The sequence below is a fragment of the Nitrospirota bacterium genome (genome assembly GCA_020851375.1).
In the GTDB taxonomy this organism is placed as follows: Bacteria; Nitrospirota; 9FT-COMBO-42-15; order HDB-SIOI813; family HDB-SIOI813; genus RBG-16-43-11.
Genome location: JADZCV010000026.1, coordinates 1 through 19,395, shown reverse-complemented (window position 1 = coordinate 19,395; position 19,395 = coordinate 1). Strand labels below are relative to the sequence as shown.

Below are 19,395 nucleotides of genomic sequence, written 5' to 3'. Positions count from 1 at the left end.
AATCATTTCTGTGTTGCTGCAAGCCTGAATCCAAATTCACGCCCCCGCTCGTCCCTGGTAAAATGGTACCGTACTGTTGTACGGATTCCCCATGAGCTGTTCAGAAAGGAGCCGCCGCGGACAACACGGTATTGACTCACTGACGCGCCTTTTGGGTTATTCACGGGACTGGTTCCGTAATAATCAGCCTCATAATAGTCGCTGACCCATTCCTGTACGTTGCCGCACATATCGTAAAGCCCAAGGCTGTTTGCCTCTTTCTGCCCGACAGGGTGTGGTCTGTTGTCTGAGTTTGTCTTAAACCATGCATAATTGTTCAGATCATTATCACCTATTAATACTGATCCCTTATATTTTCCCTCACCACCCCTTGCCGCATACTCCCATTCAGCCTCTGTCGGCAGACGATACTCCATTACACTACTTGTTCGGTTAAGTCTCTTAATAAACTCCTGAACATCCGGGTAAGTGACATTCTCAACAGGACACTCTTCACATCTTACCAATGACGATGGATATGTATTCATCATTTTAAACCACTGTTTCTGGGTTACCTCATACATGCCGATATAAAAGTCACTGACACATACCTCGTGAACAGGCTTTTCATCCGGATCACCATCTTTCAATATATCACCCATATCAAAGCAACCCCCCTTTACAAAGACCATTCCTTGTACGTCAGGCGGACCTGTCTGCCCTGACGCCTGCAAAACCGGACTTCCCGTCATACTAAGCATCAGGAATAGTATTAAAATGGCGGGGATACAGATTATGCGTTTAAAAAATGCCATTCTGATATATCGTCAATAACGTTTGCAGGATATCCTGTGATGAGATACAGGAATCTGACCTGGATTAATGTATCGGCCACAAACGTCGTACTCCTTATGCATAACTCATAATCCATCAATCTTTATCCATTGATTGACATCATATCCATAGAAACTTTATACTGATTTAATGATTTCACTGCAACTTATTTCAAAGTCTTTTGGCGGCCGTGTGCTGTTCAGGGAAGCCTCTATACAGATAGGACTCGAAGAACGTGTGGCCCTGGTCGGTCCTAACGGTGTCGGAAAGACTACGCTCTTCGGGATGATAGCCGGAAATGTGTATCCTGACAGTGGTGACATCATCGTCAATAAAAAGGCTGTAATTGGGTACTTAGCCCAGGAACTGGAATCCCATGATGGAAAGACCGTTCTTGAGACAGTGCTGGGGGGGGGCACCGAAGTCTCTTCCATTGAACATCATCTCCGGCTTCTTGAGGAAGAGATTGCAACAGCCTCACCGGAAATGGCAGAAAATCTTCTTGAAAGGTATGGTGAGCTTCAGGCCAAATATGAACACCTTGGCGGATACTCCTATGAGGCACGGGCACGTGAGATATTATTTGGACTCGGTTTTCAGGAAAAACATCTTTCACGGCCTGTAGAAGAGTTATCAGGCGGCCGTCGTATGCGCGTACTGCTTTCGCGGCTCCTTCTTACTGAACCTGATATACTGCTTCTTGATGAACCTACTAATCATCTTGACATACCATCTATAAAGTGGCTGGAAGATTTTCTTTGCGCATACCCTGGCACAGTACTCCTCATCTCTCACGACCGTGATTTCATGAACAGGATTGTCACACGTGTTGTAGAGGTTGACAGGCAGCAACTCATTTCTTATACAGGAAATTACGACCAGTTCATCACGGCCAAAGAGGAAGCACAGCAACTGATAGATGCAACGGCAAGGAACCAGCAAAAAAAGATTGATGAAACACAGCAGTTCATTGACCGCTTCAGGGCTCAGGCCACAAAGGCACGCCAGGTCCAGAGTCGTATAAAGATGCTTGAGAAGATGGATAAGGTTGAGGTACAGCAGCAAAAGAGGACGGTTCGCTTCTCTTTTCCCGATCCTCCCCGCAGCGGTGAGACCGTTATGCGTCTGATTGATATTGACAAGTCCTATGATGGAAACAAGGTCTACCAGGCACTTAATGCAGAACTTCGCAGGGGGCAACATGTCGCACTGGTCGGAGCAAACGGGGCCGGAAAATCCACCCTGCTCAAACTGCTTGCTGATGCCATCCCGTTTGATAAGGGCGAGAGGAGGCCCGGGCATAATGTAACCATGGCCTATTATGCTCAACATCAGCTGGATTTATTAAATCCAAACAACACTGTCCTTCAGGAAATATTGCTGGCAGCGCCTCTGGAAGAGCAGTCATTCCTAAGGGCGATCCTTGGAAGGTTTCTCTTTTCAGGCGATGATGCGGATAAGAAGGTCGCTGTCCTTTCAGGAGGTGAAAAAAGCCGGCTGGCCCTTGCAAAGATGCTCGTCCGTCCGGCAAACCTGCTGCTGCTTGATGAGCCTACCAATCACCTCGATATCCCATCAAGGGATGTACTGGAAGAGGCGCTGAAGAGTTTCAAGGGAACCATCTGCTTCATCACCCACGACAGGCACTTCATACGGGCAGTCGCCAACAGGATTATCGAAGTCCGTAACGGCAGCATCACGTCTTACGACGGCGATTATGACTACTACCTTTATAAGACTCAGATTTCCGGGAGAGGGTCAACAGTTACAGAAACCGGCACCCCTGAAGCTGAACCTGCACCAATGACCGGCACCTCTCCTCTTAAGGTCCGTAAGACTAAGGAACAAAAAAGGGCTGAGGCGGAAGAGCGAAACCGCCAGCACAGAGAAATGCACCACCTCAAAGAAAGGTTATCGCAAATAGAGTCAGAAGTTACTGAGGCAGAGAATAAACTGCAGGAACTCACACTGGCCCTCTCTGATCCCGGGTTATACAACGACAAAAACAGGTTCTATGAAACAATGGAAGCCCACAACCGCACAAAGATGAAGATTGAGGAACTAACCAGGGAGTGGGAAAAACTGTCAGGAATACTATCATGAAGGAAGACAACAACACAGACATATCAATGACGATAGAAGACAGATTACTTTTTTGCATGGAGCTTATCAATCTGTCAAATGATGCTATTTTTGTAGTAGCCCCAGAGACCAGCCGGTTATTGTATGTCAATGACATGGCATGCAAGAATCTTGGTTATACCGGAGAAGAACTCCTCTCCATGCATGTAACTGATTTTGAAGATAATATCCCCAACCATAAATCATGGATTAATCACGTGACAAAAGTAAGGGAAACCGGTTCTTTGATTATGGAAGGAAATCATAAACGCAGGGATAAGACCATATTCCCTGTTGAGGTCAGCATACGTTATGTTGAAAGACCAGATATGGACTATATGGTCGTTATGGTCAGGGATATCAGCGACCGGAAGAAGGCTGAAACCGAGTTGAAAAATGAAAAAGACCGGCTGATAAATATTCTCGATAATATGGATGACGGCGCCTATATAGTCAATCAAACGCATGACATTGAATATATTAACCCTGTGATTAAGAGAGAGTTTGGCAATGACATCAGTAAAAAGTGTTATGATTTTTTCTATGGCAGAAACACTGTCTGTCCCTGGTGTAAGAATAAAGAGGTCTTTAAAGGAAAGTCCGTCAAATGGGAATTCACATTCGAGGATAAACAAAGGACATATGAGCTCTTTGACATGCCAATCAGGAATGCAGACGGAACCATCTCAAAATTTGAGATATTTCATGACATATCAGAAAGAAGACGCGCTGAAGCGGCATTAATACAGAGTGAGAAGAGGTTCCGCACGCTTGTAGAGACCATACCCTACGGAATTCAGGAAAATGATAATGACGGTAATGTAACATTCAGCAATGACTCACACTGCAAGATACTCGGTTATACGCGCGATGAAATGCAGGGAAAACCCATCGGGGAATTCCTGCGCACTGAAGAGGAAAGGATAAATCTGCGTCAGTTGCTGAAACATTTGATAAAGGAACAACCTGTTCCGTCCCCGCACATTACAAAAAATCGTACCAAGGACGGAAGTATTATAGATGTAAAGGTTGATTGGAACTATAAGCGTAATTCAGCAGGAGACGTGACAGGATTCATAGCAGTAATCACTGATATCACTGAACAGATAAAGGCGGAAGAAGCGAGGGAAAGGCTGCAGGCTCAACTCCTGCACTCACAGAAAATGGAGGCTATAGGACGACTTGCAGGCGGCATAGCTCACGATTTCGGCAACATACTGACAGCCATCAGTAATTTCAGCTCACTCGGCATTAAAGGGACAAGAGAATCAGCCCCTTATGCCTGCAACATATTCGATCATATAAATACGGCCTCGTTCCGTGCGATGAATCTCATTAGACAGCTGCTGACCTTCAGCCGTAAGGACTTTACAAGGATCGTCAATACTGACCTGAACAAAATAATCAATGACCTGTTTGATATGTTAAACCATATAATTGGAGAAGACATTAACATTGTGACAGAATGCGGCTCCGGTCTCTGGAGTATCTCCGGCGACAGCGGCAAGCTGGAGCAGGTAATTACGAATCTTATAGTCAACTCACGGGATGCAATGCCAGGGGGTGGAACCATCACAATAAGGACCGGAAACATTGTTATAGATAACGCAGAAAGACAGGGTATTCCCTACTCACGTGAGGGACAGTTTGTCAGACTTTCTGTTGAGGATACAGGTGTCGGCATATCACGGAAAAATATGGACCACATCTTCGAACCCTTTTTTACTACGAAAAAGAGCGGCTTCAGTTCCGGGCTTGGTCTTTCTGTTGTCTATGCCATCATTAATGATCATAAGGGATGGATTAATGTAAAGAGCGAGGAAGGGGCAGGGACTATTTTTGAGGTCTACCTGCCGGCAGTCGCCGATTCATGTGAACCGTGCGCTGAGAAGAAACTTTCAGAAGAGAGCAGGGGCATTCGCGGCGAGCGGATATTGCTGGTCGAAGATGACAGTATCGTCCGTATATCAACACGGATGGCGCTTGAAAAAGAAGGATATGAGGTGTTTGAAGCGGAGAATTCAGCGGAGGCCCTTAAAATATTTCAGGAAGAAAACGGAAGATTCAACATAGTTATGAGCGACCTTATACTGCCAGGCCATAACGGTCTTCATCTGATCAAAGAACTTCTCAAGATTAATCCCGGCCTCAAAGCTATACTTAACAGCGGGTACATTGACAAACCTATAGACAAATCTGAAATAGAAAAGTCCGGTATATTATTTTTAAGTAAACCTTATGATATTAAAGATGTCCTGACAGCTATCAGGGAAATAATGAATAAACATTAGCGGTTACATCCTCACGCCGCCCTCTATATCATCATAAATGCTCTTGTAATAATCCTCTATCGTATCACCCTTCTCATTCTTTACAACAAAGGAAATACCCTCGTGCTCCTGCAGGCAGAAGGCGCCGGTAAGGATGTCTTTCATACAATCCTTATTCTCCTCCCTCTGCTGCTTCGTAAGGACCAGTTTCTCAGGGAAGGTATACTTCCTGCCGATTAACCTCTTAAGCTCATCCCTCCCCTGTCTGATTGTTATCTCAAACTTGCCGTCACTGAGCTCTTTTTCAAGAAAAACCAAATGCATTGAAGAATCCTCCTATTTGATGTTCAGGAGGTATATTGTACATCATGAATTCACCCATTTCAACTTCAAACACACTGGAAAAGTTATCCACGAAATTTTCTTCAACCTCAAGCATACTTAATTCAGTACCAGCAATTTCAGACATTGAGGTAATCTCAACTCCATGAATATTACATGGTATAATCCTGTTAAAAGGGGTCAGGTCATTATTGATGTTTAGTGAAAGCCCATGCATTGTAATTCCCTTTATGATCCTGACACCAATTGAGCTTATCTTCTTTCCGTCTACCCATACCCCTGTAAAGTTCCGGGCTCTCTCAGCCATGATACCGAAGTCCTCAAGTGTCAAAATTATCACTTCCTCAAGCATCCTAAGATAATTGTGATAATCCTGGGTATATGATCTGAGGCCCAGGATAGGATATGCAACAAGTTGTCCCGGACCGTGATATGTAGCGCCTCCCCCCCTGTCAACATCGAAGGACGCTGCTTCTCTGATATCCTCACTGAATTCACGCTGTTTCATAATACTGCGGCGGCCAAATGTATAAGTCGGAGGGTGCTCAATTATTATCAGTACATCAGGCATTTTGTTGTTCAGACGCTCATCAAAAAGCCTTTTTTGCAGAGACCACGCCCTACCATACTCCACCAAACCCGGCTTCAGTAACATGCACCTTTTCACTTTTAGTTCCCCATCCCTCCAGAAAATCCTTTATCCCTGACAGGAATTTATCAGCCTGTGCGCCGTCAATTATCCTGTGGTCAAATGAAAGGCTTATATATGCCATATGCCTTATTGCAATAGCATCATTAATTATGACCGGCCTTTTAGCAATGGCCCCAATGCCAAGGATACCCGCATGCGGGGGCATGATTATCGGCGTGCCAAACAGACTCCCGGAGATGCCATAATTAGTAATTGCAAATGTGCTGTCCTGTACGTCCTCAGGCTTTAATTTCTTGTCCCTTGCCTTCTGAGCCAGAGACTGACTCTCATTGGCAAGCCCGATAAGATTCTTTGTATCAGCATTCCTGATTACCGGTACAATAAGGGAATCTTCCAGAGACACTGCGATACCGATATTTATATATTTCTTTATAACTATGCCATTATCAGACCATGATGAATTGAGCCGGGGATTTTCCCGGAGGGCTGACGCTGCTGCCATGATAATAAACGGCAGATATGTCAGGTGCACACCCTGCCCCTTCTGAACAACCTCCCTGTTAGTCTCACGATACTTTGCAACTTCCGACATATCCACCTCAAACGTAGTTGTTACATGAGGAGAAGTCTTTATGCTCTGAACCATTCGTTCGGCTATTATTCGTCTGGCAGGTGTAAGCGGAACCATCACTTCCCTCGTCTTCTCGTCCTCTAAAGACCTTTTTCCTTCCGCTGCCAAAGGCACCATCTTATCTTTCCTGCCCCCGGTGTAAACGGCCAAATCCTCCTTTGTCACCCTCCCGCCTATTCCTGATCCCTTTACACTCTGCAGGTCTATCCCGTATTCCCGTGCAAGCTTTTTCACAAGGGGGGAATACCGTTTCTCACCTTCAACCTGAATGGCCTTTCCCTCTGACTTAACTGTTGACGGAGGCTCCATCGCAGGCGTCTTAACCTCACCTGTTTTTTCATCTGCAGTCCCTCTGGCCTCCTCACGGATTTCAGCAATAATGCTGCCAACAGGCACCGTTTCATCAACCGCATGAAGAATCTTTGTCAGGACCCCGCTCACAGGTGAAGGGATTTCAGTATCAATCTTATCTGTGCTTATCTCGACTATGGACTGGTCCTTCTCTATCCTGTCCCCTTCATTTACCAGCCATTTGAGGATAGTCCCCTCAGCAACACTCTCCCCCATCTGCGGCATTATTACTTTGGTAGTCATGATTTAATAGGCTATTAACTTTCTGGCTGCAACAACCACATCATCAACATTTGGCAAATAGCATTCTTCCATCGGCGGGCTGTATGGGACCGGCGTATCCTTAGCCCCGATCCTTATAATTGGTCCGTCAAGATAGTCAAAGACGTCTTCAGAGATCAGTGCGGCTATTTCTCCCCCTATCCCGCCTGTCCTGGGTGTCTCATAAAGTATAATCACTTTATTTGTCTTTTTTACAGAAGCAAGAATCCCATCCTTATCCAATGGCATCAGTGTCCGCAGGTCTATTATCTCTGTGCTTATCCCCTCCCCTTCAAGTATCTCAGCAGCCTCTGACGCAACATGAACCATTGCAGAATAGGTAATAACAGTTAAATCTTTTCCTTCCCTTGTTATCCTCGATTTACCTATGGGTACTGTGTAGTCTTCATCAGGGACATCTCCCTTTATCCGCCTGTAGAGGAATTTGTGTTCAAAATATAAGACAGGGTCATCATCACGGATAGAAGACTTAAGCAACCCCTTGGCATCATATGGATTTGACGGGGCTACTATCTTAAGGCCGGGAACATTCAGGAACCACCCTTCAGGGCATTGAGAATGAAAGGCGCCTCCATGCACATTGCCGCCAAACGGTGACCTGACTACAATCGGGGTCTTCCCTCCCCACCGGAAGTAATTCTTTGCAGCTACTGTAACAATCTGGTCAAAGGCACAGGAGATAAAATCAGCAAACTGCATCTCAATAACAGGCCTCATTCCCATAAGCGATGCCCCTATTGCAGCCCCTGTAAATCCGGACTCTGACAGGGGGGTGTCTATAACCCGCCAACGCCCGTATTTATCATATAATCCTTCTGTAACCCTGAATGCACCGCCATAGTATCCGATGTCTTCACCCATAAGAAAGACATCTTTGTTATCAGACATCTCTTCATCAAGTGCATCATGAATAGCCTGTAAGTAAGTTATTTCACTCATCTGAAAATCTCCATTCAAATCCCCCCTCTCCCCCCTTTACTAAAGGGGGGAACTGATTTCCCCCTTTGTAAAGGGGGACCAAGGGGGATTTTCATCTGCCTTTGTGAGCCCTGAGCTGTGAGCTGTGAGCTTGTCGAACAGTCGAAGGGCTCATGACGGTTCACCTTGAAATCCCCTTCATACAGGAGTAGCGTAAACTCCTTTTACGGCATCCTCTCCTTCCGGCAAAGGACTCTTCTCAGCAAACTCCTCAGCCTCTGCAATCTCCTTCATTATCCCTGCGTCAATATCAGACAAATCTTTCTGAGATGCCACATTATTTGACAACAGATAATTTTCCATTCGTATAACCGGGTCTTTCTTTTTCCATTCCTCAAGCAACTCCCGCGGGACGTATTTAGCTGCATCATGCTCCGAGTGTCCATGCATTCGCATGGTCCTGCATTCGATAAACGATGGTCCATTCCCTTCTCTGGCCCTCTCACATGCACGTTTCATTGCCAAAAAGACCTCAATCACATCATTGCCATCAACGGTCTCAGCCGGTATAGAATAGGCGAGGGCCCTTTCCGCAACATTATTGATGGCCATCTGCAGGCTTAAGGGCGTGGAATAGGCGTACTGATTGTTGTTGCAGACAAATACAACAGGCACCTTCCATACTGAGGCCATGTTCATTGCCTCATGAAAGTCCCCCCTGCTCGTGCCGCCGTCGCCTGTACATGCTGCTGCAACACGCCGCTCTCCCCTGATCTTGAATGAAAGGGCAACGCCGGCCGCAACCGGATAATTATCCGCCAGATGGCTTGGGTAGCCGAGGACACCAAGATTGATGTCACCTACATGCACGTTGCCTTCCCTGCCGCCTGTAACACCTGTCTTTTTCCCAAAATATTGCGCCATAATCCTGTTAACGGTAATTCCCCTGACAATATACGCCCCCATGTCCCTGAAATATGGCGCAATGACATCATCCTTGTCCAGGGCACAGGCATAACCTACGGATATGGCCTCCATCCCATTACTGGTCCATACACCGCCAAGTATCCTGCCCTGACGATACAGCGCAGTTATCCGGTCTTCAAAGCGGCGGGTCAGTTTAAGGAAATGGTATAATCTGAGCAGGTCTGCTTTTTCTATATCCATATGCCCTCCGTGAAAAGGGAAAGGAGATTAGAAGCTTGATGATATGGCTTTATCTATATGCAACTGCGCTTCAAGATCTGACAGGTGTTTCCCAAGCTCGGCGGCATGCCCCTCTTCCATGGCAGCGAGTTTCAGGAACATCCTCTTTGCAGCAGGCTTAACAGCAACTGATGCAGCATTATAATAGTAGTTGTATGAATCTATCTCTTTTTGAATTGCCTCCCTGACTATATCAATCAGGGTAACACTTTCAGAGGCACCGGAACCGTTCATTGATCGAACCTCCTCTTATCTGGCATGATTTGAAACTGAATATCAGAATAACAGCTGCAATACCTGTTGTCAAATAGAACAATTTATCATTATACCCGGAGCTTCAGCTCCCATTCTGCCCTTCCGGAGAGACCTTCATCTGCATCTGTTTAACTGCATGATACGAGCTCCTTACCAGCGGCCCTGATTCTACATATTTGAATCCCAGTTCCAGGCCAATGGCCTTTAGCTCTTTAAACTCATCAGGGTGATAATACCGCAGGACAGGCAGGTGGTTTCTTGTCGGACTCAGGTACTGACCTATCGTCAGTATTTCACATCCGGTATCCCTGATATTTCTCATAGCTTCAACTATCTCCTGAAATTCCTCCCCCAGCCCTGCCATTAAACCGGCCTTAACAGTGATCTTATAACCGCTCCCGCTTACGGTCTTAAGGAGCCTTAACGACCGCTCATAGACAGCACCGGGTCTGACAGTCGTATAAAGCCGCGGGACGGTCTCAATATTATGGTTTATTACATCCGGCCTTTCCCTAACGACGGTATATAATGCATCATCAGATCCCTTGAAGTCCGGAATCAGGACTTCGATTGTGCTGTCAGGGCTATGCCTTCTGATCGCTGATGTTGTCATTGCATACATAGCCGCGCCGCCGTCAGGAACGTCGTCTCTCGTAACAGAGGTCACGACTATATGCTTAAGCCCCATCTCTTTTGCCGCCCTTGCAACCCTCTCAGGCTCCTCACTATCAAGGGGCAGGGGCATCCCGCTATCTACATTACAAAACCTGCAGCCACGGGTACAGACACTCCCAAGGATGAGAAATGTGGCAGTCCTCTGACTGAAACACTCACCTATGTTCGGGCAATTTGCCTCTTCACAAACCGTATGGAGTTCTGATGACCTGAGCAGTCTCTTTATATCGTTGTAATTGTCACCAACCGGCAACCTTGTCTTAAGCCATTCAGGCCTTCTTTGATATTTGTGCTGTTGCATTTGTATATACTATAGCAAAATTGGGCAGATGGGACAATTCCGGAATTGACACAAATGTCCGACGATATACTGAAGAATTTCAGCCTTCTAAACTGGTTTCCCATCTACACAAATTTTAAAATGGCTGCAATCCTCGCCGGACCTGGGGTAAGTGCACGAAACTCTCTTGTCTGCATCAGTAGTTCTATATTTGGTTTTGACATGAAGATTTGCGTCACAGGTTTCAATGTCAGGATTGACAGTCTGGAAGAAAAATGACAACTGTGCTATAACTATCGCCTGAACATGGCCTCGCACCCATCATATCCGTGGTTTGTCAGAAAAGACCTCGACGGTTTCTTTGGTCTTGCCATTGACAATCTGATCCAGTTGATGCTGATCGTTACCCTGACAAACAGGGTAGCCGGAATTCCTGAAGACATCATATTTAAATATATCCTGCCCGGGGCTGCCATTTCTATCATAAGCGGCAACATCTTCTACTCAATACAGGCGCGTAAACTCGCTATGAGAACAGGCAGGGATGACGTGACCGCACTCCCCTACGGGATCAACACGGTAAGCCTCTTCGCTTACATCTTCTTTATAATGGCGCCCGTATATAACGAGACCAAAGACCCGGTCTTTACCTGGAAGATAGGACTCGTTGCCTGTCTGTTCAGCGGCATTATTGAGACTGCAGGCGCTTTGGTCGGAGGCTGGATACGCAAGGTTACGCCAAGGGCCGCCCTGCTATCGACACTCGCCGGTATTGCAGTAACCTTTATTTCGATGGAATTCACATTCCAGATATTTGCAAAGCCAGCCCTGACTTTTGTCCCAATGGCCATCATACTCTTCTATTACATGTCTCATGTCAGGATGCCGGGAGGACTACCAGGGGGACTGCTTGCCATCATTACAGGAACTGCAGTTGCATGGCTCCTCAAACTATCAGGGATCAGCGGTTACTTTGATCCAGACTGGAGCAAGGGTATAGAGGTGAGTCTCCACCTTCCAATCCCTGTGGTTGACAGTATATTTAGCCTCATCACAAGTGAATATGTCTGGCGCTACATGTCTGTCATAATCCCTATGGGACTGTTTAATGTAGTCGGCTCTTTACAGAACCTCGAGAGCGCTGAGGCAGCCGGTGACAAATATGACACATCGTCATCACTCCTTGCCAACGGCCTCGGCAGCATCCTTGCTTCATTCCTCGGGAGCTGCTTTCCAACTACCATCTACATCGGGCATCCCGGGTGGAAGGCCCTTGGCGCACGCACCGGATATTCGATTTTAAACGGCATATTCATCGTGGCAATATGCCTCACAGGCACAATGGATTCCGTCCTCAGGATAATACCTATTGAGGCAGGCATAGGCATCCTGTTATGGATAGGTATTGTTATCGCAGCACAGGCCTTTCAGGAAACGCCTAAACAGCACGCCCTTGCAGTCGCCATGGGACTGTTCCCGGCCTTTGCATCGTGGGGACTGAATATGGTTGACACAGGCCTGCGGGCAGCAGGCACCAATCTCTACAACACTGTTACCAGTGGCTCTTTTCAGGGAATTTTGCCGATTACCGGCGCCATTTCACTCAGCCAGGGGTTCATATTCACATCCATGATCCTTGCAGCAATGTCAGTACATGTCATAGAAAGATACTACTGGAAGGCATCACTGTGGGCATTCAGCGCCGCAATACTATCCTACTTCGGGATAATACATGCCTATACGCTTACACCAACCGGCATCACAAACAGGTTCGGACCGGGGGCGGCAGGAGAGTTTGCTTTATGCTACGCGGCTGTCGGAATTTTACTGCTCCTTCTTCAGGTAAGGAGCAGGGCGTAATGCCCGTTATAAAGGACGGTGCTACTTTTTACTGACAAATGAATGTATGGCAAAAACAATGCCGCCGGCAAGGCTTGAGATTATCAATATCGTAAACCATCCAAATGCAAATGTAAGAGCCTCTGTCCTGGGTACATTTACAAATGCGAGAAAAAAGACATATGCCCCTTCCCTCAAACCTATGCCGCTTAAACTGACAGGAATCATGCTCACTAAAACAACCAGGGGTACTACCAGAAGATAGAATTTCCACGGGATAGACATGTCAAGAGACATCCCTATCAGGATATGGATTATTATAATCAGTGCATGGAAGATTACAGATATCCCGATTGCTTTTATCAGCGGCGCCGGTTGTTTCCAGTATGTTAAAAGGAGATTGACCTTCTCTCCAAGCCTTGAGAGCAATTTACCTGCAAACAGGGGTGTGAAAAGCCCTACCACCATAGCAACATTCCCCACTAATATGCCTGCAGGCAGGGATGATGGGAGTGAAATCCCGTTGATCAGCATAAGTGAAACGCCGGCAATTGCTACCATCACTATAAGTCCAGCCCCCCTGTCTGCAAGGACAGATACGGCTGCCCTAAGGACCTTTTTGTTTCCCCTGGCAAGATAAATACATTTGCCGACGTCCCCTCCTATAGCTGTCGGCAGAAACAGGTTGAAGAACATACCTATAAAATAGTAAATAAAGAACTCTCTGAAACTGTTATGAAATCCCATCAGGGATGCCACCAGTTTCCAGCGGTAGACACATAACACCTGCCCTGCCAGATAAAGACAGAGGGCAAAAATAAGATATTCAACATGCACATTTTTAAATAGCTGCCAGACCTCGGCAAAGTCTATAGTCCTGAAGAGGTAGACAATGATGGCAATGCTGACACCCGCCTTCAGCAAAGTAATTATGACCTTTTTCATTCGAGATTAATCCTGTCCCGTACACTATAAATAGGTTTACCCTGCGATTCATAATATGTCCTCACCTGTATCTCTGCAAGTATCCCCATACTGAATAACTGAAGGCCTGCCAGGATAAGCAGGGTTCCGAACAGCAGCAATGGCCTGTTGGACAGACTGGCAGCATGGAATATCTTTTGAAAAGCCAGGTAACCATCAATCAGTGTGCCGCTCAGTAATAATACGATGCCTGACCACCCGAATATATGGAGAGGCCTTTCAAGGAAGAACTTGAGGAAAATAACTGCAATGAGGTCTATCAGAACCCGGAATGCACGGGAGATGGTGTACTTGCTCTTTCCATGAAGCCTTGGGTGGTGGTTTACAGCCATCTCAGTAATCCTTGCCCCATAGATGCTTGCAAGGGCAGGTATAAAACGGTGCAACCCGCCATACAGCGGCACGTTCTTGATGACCTCTGCACGGTAGGCCTTGAGTGAACAACCATAGTCGTGCAATCTTACTCCTGTAGTCCTCCCGATTATCCAGTTTGCAATCACAGACGGGATCCTTCTTGAAAACAGACGGTCTTTCCTGTCCTTTCTCCACCCATTAACAACGTCATATCCTTCATTCAGCTTAGTCAGCAATGCAGGTATGTCTGCCGGGTCATTCTGCATATCACCGTCCATGGCAACTACTATCTCTCCCCTTGCAAAATCAAACCCTGCTGACATGGCGGCAGACTGTCCGAAGTTCCTCCTTAATCTAACGGCCCTCACATATCCATATTGAGCACAAATCTTCCTGAGTATGGAAAAGGTCTCATCTGTGCTGCAATCATCCACATAAATAATCTCAAATATCTGTCCTGTCTTAAAGAGGACATCCATAATAGACGAGTTCAATCCCGGGATATTATCTGCCTCGTTGTAGACAGGGATGACAACAGATAAATATGGTTTATCCTTAACCAGTTCCACTTTCCCTTCCTGTATTTTCAACCTGCCTCCTTCGCCCTGAAATGGCGGGTATCTGCCACATAAGGCAGGCCATCAGTACCGGCGCTGCCTTCATTACAGACTCTCACCTTAAAATGCTCCTGTCTACACATCATTCCCACGGAAGTGGAATCCAGAACCAGGCCATAGGTCTGGATTCCCGCTTACGCGGGAATGACGTTTTCATAACCCCTTGTCAGCCACCGGCTCATGACGGCTCACCTGTTAACAGGCCTGTTAGTTGCAAGGGTGTATCCACCCTTCTCATACTGGACATACAGATGAGGATGTCCGGATAAATCTTCTATCGCTGATGTCTTTGAAATTATGAAAACCCTATCCTGTGACTCTATCATTTCAGTCAATTTGTCCCTCTCACGCGACAACATTATGGTAGCAGGACGCTGAGCATAAAACAATATGCTTGGTTTATTAAGGCCAAAGACAACAAGTTTGTCATGCGCATCCATTTGGGCAGATGCAATCCTTGAGAAATCCCTTAATGTTGACTGAAGATGTTTATCAGCAAGTGGGATTACAGAGGAGAATAGTATACAAGATACAACCGCAGCCATACCTGTCAATATGCCAATAGCAACGCCCCTCCTCTCCCGCCAGAGTGCAAGGAGAGATATAGACATCCCTGCAATTATAACCGCAGCTATATAGTAGAATCCATTTCCCAGTTCTACGGGCCACTGAAACTGCCTCAGCATTATGGCAGAGCCGGATAAGCAGGCCGGCAATATCACGGCTCCTGCGGCAATTATCAGTGATAGTATAACCAGGCAGACTAAGGAGAACCTTATTCCCTTTCTATCTGACTGTTCCACACCGGCAATATCAGGATAAGCATAATCATACCACAATCTGCCGATCATAATGGCAAGCGGCGCTGACAGAGGGCCAATATATCCAGGCAACTTGGTCTTTGATACAGAAAAAAATATGAAAATTACCAGAAACCATATCACAGAGAATATTGTGATTGACACAGCAGGCTCATTCCTGCCCCTATGCCCTGATCGCGGGAAATATTTGTATAACGCCTGCGGCAGAAAGGCGCTCCAGGGAAAAAAGGCAATCAGGATGACAGGAATGAAATAATAGACAGGGCCGCTGTGTCCCGAGACAACACCTGTAAATCTGGTGACATTGTGTTTCAGGAAAAAGGCATCTATGTATTCCCATCCATTAATACTAATCTCTGTCAGATACCATGGAAGGGCAACGGCAAGAAATATGATCATACCTGAGACGATGTGCAGGTTCTTAAATGTCTTAAGAAAATCCCCCTTAATAACAAGAAATATAAATATAATGGCGCCTGGCAGTACTACTCCAACAGGCCCCTTTGTAAGAACAGCAAAGGCCAGACTTACATAAAAACCAATATACCACCAATTTATACTGTGTGATGCTTTATTAACCGCATTACGAACTCCTGCATAACCGAGGAAAAAGCAGAACAGGGAGGACGTAATAAAAAAAGTAAGCGTCATGTCAGTAATAGAGGCATGTGCAAGCACAATCACCTCAAGAGATGTAACAAATATGAGGGCAGATATAGCACCCCAGGCAGGATGCCCGATGCGGCGGATTACATAGTAACACATTAATGTAAGCAGGACACCGAAGACAGCAGACCACAGACGTGCGGCAAACTCCGTAACACCGAAGGCCCTGAACGCCGCTGACATTAGCCAGTAATAGAAGACCGGCTTGTCATACCGGTTTGTGTAATTATATTGTGGTGTTATAAAATCTCCAGTCTCTATCATCTCCCTCGAAGCCTCAGCATAGACTGCCTCATCAACATCAAAAAGGCCGGTGTTGTCAAGATTGTAGAAAAAGATGAAAAAGCTAAGTGCAGCAATACCAATTGGCACACCATATTTCCTGACAATTTCCCTGAGATACCCCATCCCTTTATTAACCACTGCATGCCCTGTCCATGTGCCAAGCAGAATCCCTGCAAAGACATCAGACGGAAAGTGGGCGCCTACATAAATCCTTGAAACGCAAACAAGGATGGCATAACTGTACAGGAGATATCTCATCCATGGGAAGAATTTGGACAAGGCGTATGCAAATGCGAAAGCCGAGGTGGCATGCCCTGATGGAAAAGAATCATATCCCGGTATAATGGATGGACCAAGGGTAAATCCAAATTCCTTCATCACCCCTGGACGGGGCCTGCCAATAATATGTTTGATGATCTGAACCAGCACGCCTGATGCAGCAATGGCATAAATGCCCTTTTTCCCTGCATCAATTATCTTTTCATCTCTTTTTATGATCAAACCAATTAATATAATAACAAAACAAAACAAAACCTGAATCCACCCCAGACCGAGGTAACTCATCCATGACATGAAGTCTTTCATTAAAGAATTATTAAATAACTCTGCTAAACCGGCCGCGCGATTATCAGTAAAAAACAGCAAGACTAAGATTAAAGGTATGATAACTTTCATTCAGTTAATAATATTCATTCAGGTACGGATACCTGCTGCGCATTACCATTATTGGTTGACAACCACTACTAATATTGCTACATTCTACAACATCATAAATTATTATTCCATACGGAGGCGATTGAATGGCAACAATTAATTATATAGTAAAGGTGGAAGACGCAAAGATGGCTCAGATAAAAAAGGCCCTTGAAACTGCTAATATCAAAGTAATCAGCATAATTGATATCTATAAATCTGGAGAAGAAGCTGCAAAAAAGGAGGCAGCGGCCGAAGGAAAATAATGATTTGTGTCACAAACTGACAACCTGATCCTTCCCACCCTCCTTGGCTTTATACAACGCTTTATCAGCCTTTCGGACAAGGTCGTCATTGTCGGTTATTTCAGGATGCGGGTATGTTGTAACACCAATACTGACAGTTATCACCTCCCCCTCTTTAACACTGTCAAATTTAAAGCTTCTGACTGAAGTCCTGATGCGCTCTGCCAGCCTCAGGGCATCCTCTCTTATACTATGCGGCAGGATTACACCGAACTCTTCGCCTCCATACCTTGCAATGACATCAGTTTCCCTGACACTCTTCTTTAGCACCTTTGCCACATCCCTTAAGACCTTATCACCTGCCTGATGTCCATAAGTATCATTAATCCGCTTAAAATTATCGAGGTCAATCATCATACAGGAGAGTGAACCGCTGTATCTTTTTGTGCGTTTAAACTCCTCGCCGAGTCTCCTTACAAAATATTTGTGATTGTATAATCGTGTCAGGTCATCTGTTATTACCATTTTTTCAAGGGATAGTTTCTCCTGTCTCATTACATTAAACATATGGGCATTCTTAAGGGCCACAGATGCACCTTCTATTATGATCTGAAACAGTTTAAGCTCATTATCACTGAAACGGCTCCCCCTGCTTGACGTCCGCAGGAAAAGTGACCCCCTATCGCCTTCATAATAACGTATAGGCATGATAACGATTGATTTTATGCCTAAAGAGAGGATCTTTTCCCTGACTCCGTCAAGAATAGGATCTGTTTCTACTTCTCCGATATATACGATATCATTGTCAATTACAGACCTCGAAATCTCAGGATATTTTTCAAGGTCTAATGTTATGGAATCAAGGGATGGATCTTCGTATGTAGCAAGGACATTTCCAACATTCCTGTCCGCCTCAACATTCACTATTGAACACCGCGTGACAGGGATTACCTCAGATATTTTCTGAACGATTAGAAACAATAAATCTCTGGTTTCGAGTGTGGAGAACAGGGATTTATTGACATTCAGGATTATGTCCAGCAAATCATCTTCGTTACTGTTGACTCTGCTTTCCATTCGTACTGTTTATCAGGCAATATCTATTGATACAGGCACACCTGCCTTTTCACCTGCATCCCTAATGGCCTCTGCCACAAGTTTCCTGTGACAGGAATTTACATTCTCCCAACAGAGCAGGCATACCCTGGCGTTTGCATTGGATTTTACCCACTCCTCAACTGCTGAAGCACGCTGTTTCAGAATGGCCGACATCCTTTCATTTAGTTTTTCAGAATCCCTTGTCTTATTGTATTCAATCTGTACATCAAAGGTTGGGGTAAAAAGCCAAAGGATCGTTACATCCCTGTGCCGCTGAGGTCTTGTTGTGGAAATGGCAAAAACAGAATAACCAAGTGAATCAGCAGGCGCATTGTCAAAACTTCTTGTGATCAGCCGCATAAATTTTACTCCTTACCCGGGTTGCATATACAAAAAGTGGGGGTAGTTTATCACACCTCAGATTAAAAATAAATAACTGTATTTGAACGTTTCAGAAAGTATCTTGTGGAGAAAATATGAAGACACCCATATGTTGGATGTTTCAATTTCACTCCTTGTTGAAAACTTGCATCTATTTGATAATACAGGATAATTGACCTGCTTAAAATATGTGCACTGACCATGCAGGTCAACATACAAGAGGGCTGAATGGCATCAGGAGGCGTGTTATCCACAGGTTATCCACTATCCTTGTGGGAAAGTTCTTATACCGTGCTTGTGGTAGATCTACAGATAGTCTTTCAACTATTGACACAAAAGCATTTTTTCTGTAAAGTCATAACCTGAGAATGGCTGGACGGTAAGTATGAGCATACAGCAACAATACAGTTTTAGCTCAAAAATGCCCAGGTGCAAGGAAGGACTTAAGATTTGAGCTGAGGCGTACTGTGTTGTACGTTGGAGCTCAAATCTTAAGTCCTGACGCCGCAGGACCCATTGCATTTGCCTTCGGCGCAATGGGTACCCCGCATTTTTCAGCGAAAACAACTAAAACTGGGGGATCGTCTAATGGCAGGACGACAGTCTCTGGATCTGT

18 protein-coding genes are annotated in these 19,395 nt (G+C 45.5%); 5 read left to right on the top strand and 13 right to left on the bottom strand.

Annotation, left to right across the window (positions count from 1 at the left end; translation table 11 throughout):
* Positions 1-2: 2 nt before the first annotated feature.
* Positions 3-641: an SUMF1/EgtB/PvdO family nonheme iron enzyme gene (locus IT393_06005; GenBank protein ID MCC7202208.1), complete on the bottom strand. Its 639-nt coding sequence runs from the start codon at positions 639-641 to the stop codon at positions 3-5.
* A 322-nt stretch (positions 642-963) separates the two neighbouring features.
* Between IT393_06005 and IT393_06000 the strand changes: the two genes are divergently transcribed.
* Together IT393_06000 and IT393_05995 are read left to right on the top strand one after the other, a co-directional pair.
* Positions 964-2,916 carry an ABC-F family ATP-binding cassette domain-containing protein gene (locus IT393_06000; GenBank protein ID MCC7202207.1) on the top strand — a complete coding sequence of 651 codons (1,953 nt, stop codon included), beginning with the start codon at positions 964-966 and terminating at the stop codon, positions 2,914-2,916.
* On the top strand, positions 2,913-5,225 hold the full coding sequence (locus IT393_05995; protein MCC7202206.1) for a PAS domain S-box protein: 2,313 nt from the start codon (positions 2,913-2,915) through the stop codon (positions 5,223-5,225). The genes IT393_06000 and IT393_05995 overlap by 4 nt, the downstream gene beginning before the upstream one ends.
* Before the next feature lie 3 nt (positions 5,226-5,228).
* On the opposite strand, the gene IT393_05990 is transcribed toward IT393_05995, so the two are convergent.
* The 7 genes from IT393_05990 to lipA form a co-directional block, all read right to left on the bottom strand.
* Positions 5,229-5,528, bottom strand: a complete 300-nt coding sequence (locus tag IT393_05990; protein ID MCC7202205.1) for a hypothetical protein — start codon at positions 5,526-5,528, stop codon at positions 5,229-5,231.
* The gene (gene lipB / locus IT393_05985) at positions 5,509-6,183 is read right to left on the bottom strand and encodes a lipoyl(octanoyl) transferase LipB (protein MCC7202204.1); all 675 of its coding nucleotides are present in this window, start codon (positions 6,181-6,183) and stop codon (positions 5,509-5,511) included. The genes IT393_05990 and lipB overlap by 20 nt, the downstream gene beginning before the upstream one ends.
* Entirely contained in the window at positions 6,167-7,423 is a 1,257-nt protein-coding gene (locus IT393_05980; GenBank protein MCC7202203.1) for a 2-oxo acid dehydrogenase subunit E2, read from the bottom strand. Before IT393_05980 ends, lipB begins: the two co-directional genes overlap by 17 nt.
* A 3-nt stretch (positions 7,424-7,426) precedes the next feature.
* On the bottom strand, positions 7,427-8,401 hold the full coding sequence (locus IT393_05975) for an alpha-ketoacid dehydrogenase subunit beta (GenBank protein ID MCC7202202.1): 975 nt from the start codon (positions 8,399-8,401) through the stop codon (positions 7,427-7,429).
* A gap of 177 nt (positions 8,402-8,578) precedes the next feature.
* Positions 8,579-9,547 (bottom strand): thiamine pyrophosphate-dependent dehydrogenase E1 component subunit alpha, encoded by a 969-nt coding sequence (locus IT393_05970; GenBank protein ID MCC7202201.1) that lies wholly within the window; start codon positions 9,545-9,547, stop codon positions 8,579-8,581.
* 27 nt (positions 9,548-9,574) lie between these two features.
* Complete coding sequence (locus tag IT393_05965) at positions 9,575-9,820, bottom strand: rubrerythrin (protein ID MCC7202200.1); 246 nt, start codon at positions 9,818-9,820, stop codon at positions 9,575-9,577.
* Between the two features lie 103 nt (positions 9,821-9,923).
* A complete protein-coding gene (gene lipA / locus IT393_05960; protein MCC7202199.1) occupies positions 9,924-10,817 on the bottom strand; it encodes a lipoyl synthase in 894 nt (297 codons plus the stop codon).
* A gap of 54 nt (positions 10,818-10,871) precedes the next feature.
* Between lipA and IT393_05955 the strand changes: the two genes are divergently transcribed.
* A complete protein-coding gene (locus IT393_05955) occupies positions 10,872-11,075 on the top strand; it encodes a hypothetical protein (protein ID MCC7202198.1) in 204 nt (67 codons plus the stop codon).
* 27 nt (positions 11,076-11,102) lie between these two features.
* The gene (locus tag IT393_05950) at positions 11,103-12,656 is read left to right on the top strand and encodes an NCS2 family permease (protein MCC7202197.1); all 1,554 of its coding nucleotides are present in this window, start codon (positions 11,103-11,105) and stop codon (positions 12,654-12,656) included.
* Between the two features lie 21 nt (positions 12,657-12,677).
* On the opposite strand, the gene IT393_05945 is transcribed toward IT393_05950, so the two are convergent.
* The 3 genes from IT393_05945 to IT393_05935 form a co-directional block, all read right to left on the bottom strand.
* Positions 12,678-13,580 carry a flippase-like domain-containing protein gene (locus IT393_05945; protein MCC7202196.1) on the bottom strand — a complete coding sequence of 301 codons (903 nt, stop codon included), beginning with the start codon at positions 13,578-13,580 and terminating at the stop codon, positions 12,678-12,680.
* Complete coding sequence (locus IT393_05940; protein ID MCC7202195.1) at positions 13,577-14,536, bottom strand: glycosyltransferase family 2 protein; 960 nt, start codon at positions 14,534-14,536, stop codon at positions 13,577-13,579. Before IT393_05940 ends, IT393_05945 begins: the two co-directional genes overlap by 4 nt.
* A gap of 242 nt (positions 14,537-14,778) precedes the next feature.
* Positions 14,779-17,037, bottom strand: a complete 2,259-nt coding sequence (locus tag IT393_05935; protein MCC7202194.1) for a phosphatase PAP2 family protein — start codon at positions 17,035-17,037, stop codon at positions 14,779-14,781.
* A 125-nt stretch (positions 17,038-17,162) separates the two neighbouring features.
* On the opposite strand from IT393_05935, the gene IT393_05930 reads away from it, so the two are divergent.
* A complete protein-coding gene (locus IT393_05930; protein MCC7202193.1) occupies positions 17,163-17,321 on the top strand; it encodes a hypothetical protein in 159 nt (52 codons plus the stop codon).
* Between the two features lie 9 nt (positions 17,322-17,330).
* On the opposite strand, the gene IT393_05925 is transcribed toward IT393_05930, so the two are convergent.
* Positions 17,331-18,377: a sensor domain-containing diguanylate cyclase gene (locus tag IT393_05925; GenBank protein MCC7202192.1), complete on the bottom strand. Its 1,047-nt coding sequence runs from the start codon at positions 18,375-18,377 to the stop codon at positions 17,331-17,333.
* Positions 18,378-18,389: 12 nt separating this feature from the next.
* Entirely contained in the window at positions 18,390-18,758 is a 369-nt protein-coding gene (locus tag IT393_05920; GenBank protein MCC7202191.1) for a hypothetical protein, read from the bottom strand.
* Between the last annotated feature and the right edge of the window lie 637 nt (positions 18,759-19,395).

Coding starts and splice junctions, on each gene's coding strand:
- IT393_05965 (MCC7202200.1), bottom strand. CDS start 9,820: ATGAACGGTTCCGGTGCCTCTGAAAGTGTTACCCTGATTGATATAGTC.
- IT393_05930 (MCC7202193.1), top strand. CDS start 17,163: ATGGCAACAATTAATTATATAGTAAAGGTGGAAGACGCAAAGATGGCT.
- IT393_05925 (MCC7202192.1), bottom strand. CDS start 18,377: ATGGAAAGCAGAGTCAACAGTAACGAAGATGATTTGCTGGACATAATC.
- IT393_05995 (MCC7202206.1), top strand. CDS start 2,913: ATGAAGGAAGACAACAACACAGACATATCAATGACGATAGAAGACAGA.
- IT393_05935 (MCC7202194.1), bottom strand. CDS start 17,037: ATGAAAGTTATCATACCTTTAATCTTAGTCTTGCTGTTTTTTACTGAT.
- IT393_05970 (MCC7202201.1), bottom strand. CDS start 9,547: ATGGATATAGAAAAAGCAGACCTGCTCAGATTATACCATTTCCTTAAA.
- IT393_05990 (MCC7202205.1), bottom strand. CDS start 5,528: ATGCATTTGGTTTTTCTTGAAAAAGAGCTCAGTGACGGCAAGTTTGAG.
- IT393_05955 (MCC7202198.1), top strand. CDS start 10,872: ATGTCCGACGATATACTGAAGAATTTCAGCCTTCTAAACTGGTTTCCC.
- IT393_05980 (MCC7202203.1), bottom strand. CDS start 7,423: ATGACTACCAAAGTAATAATGCCGCAGATGGGGGAGAGTGTTGCTGAG.
- IT393_05975 (MCC7202202.1), bottom strand. CDS start 8,401: ATGAGTGAAATAACTTACTTACAGGCTATTCATGATGCACTTGATGAA.
- lipA (MCC7202199.1), bottom strand. CDS start 10,817: ATGCAACAGCACAAATATCAAAGAAGGCCTGAATGGCTTAAGACAAGG.
- IT393_06005 (MCC7202208.1), bottom strand. CDS start 641: ATGGGTGATATATTGAAAGATGGTGATCCGGATGAAAAGCCTGTTCAC.
- IT393_06000 (MCC7202207.1), top strand. CDS start 964: ATGATTTCACTGCAACTTATTTCAAAGTCTTTTGGCGGCCGTGTGCTG.
- IT393_05920 (MCC7202191.1), bottom strand. CDS start 18,758: ATGCGGCTGATCACAAGAAGTTTTGACAATGCGCCTGCTGATTCACTT.
- IT393_05950 (MCC7202197.1), top strand. CDS start 11,103: ATGGCCTCGCACCCATCATATCCGTGGTTTGTCAGAAAAGACCTCGAC.
- IT393_05945 (MCC7202196.1), bottom strand. CDS start 13,580: ATGAAAAAGGTCATAATTACTTTGCTGAAGGCGGGTGTCAGCATTGCC.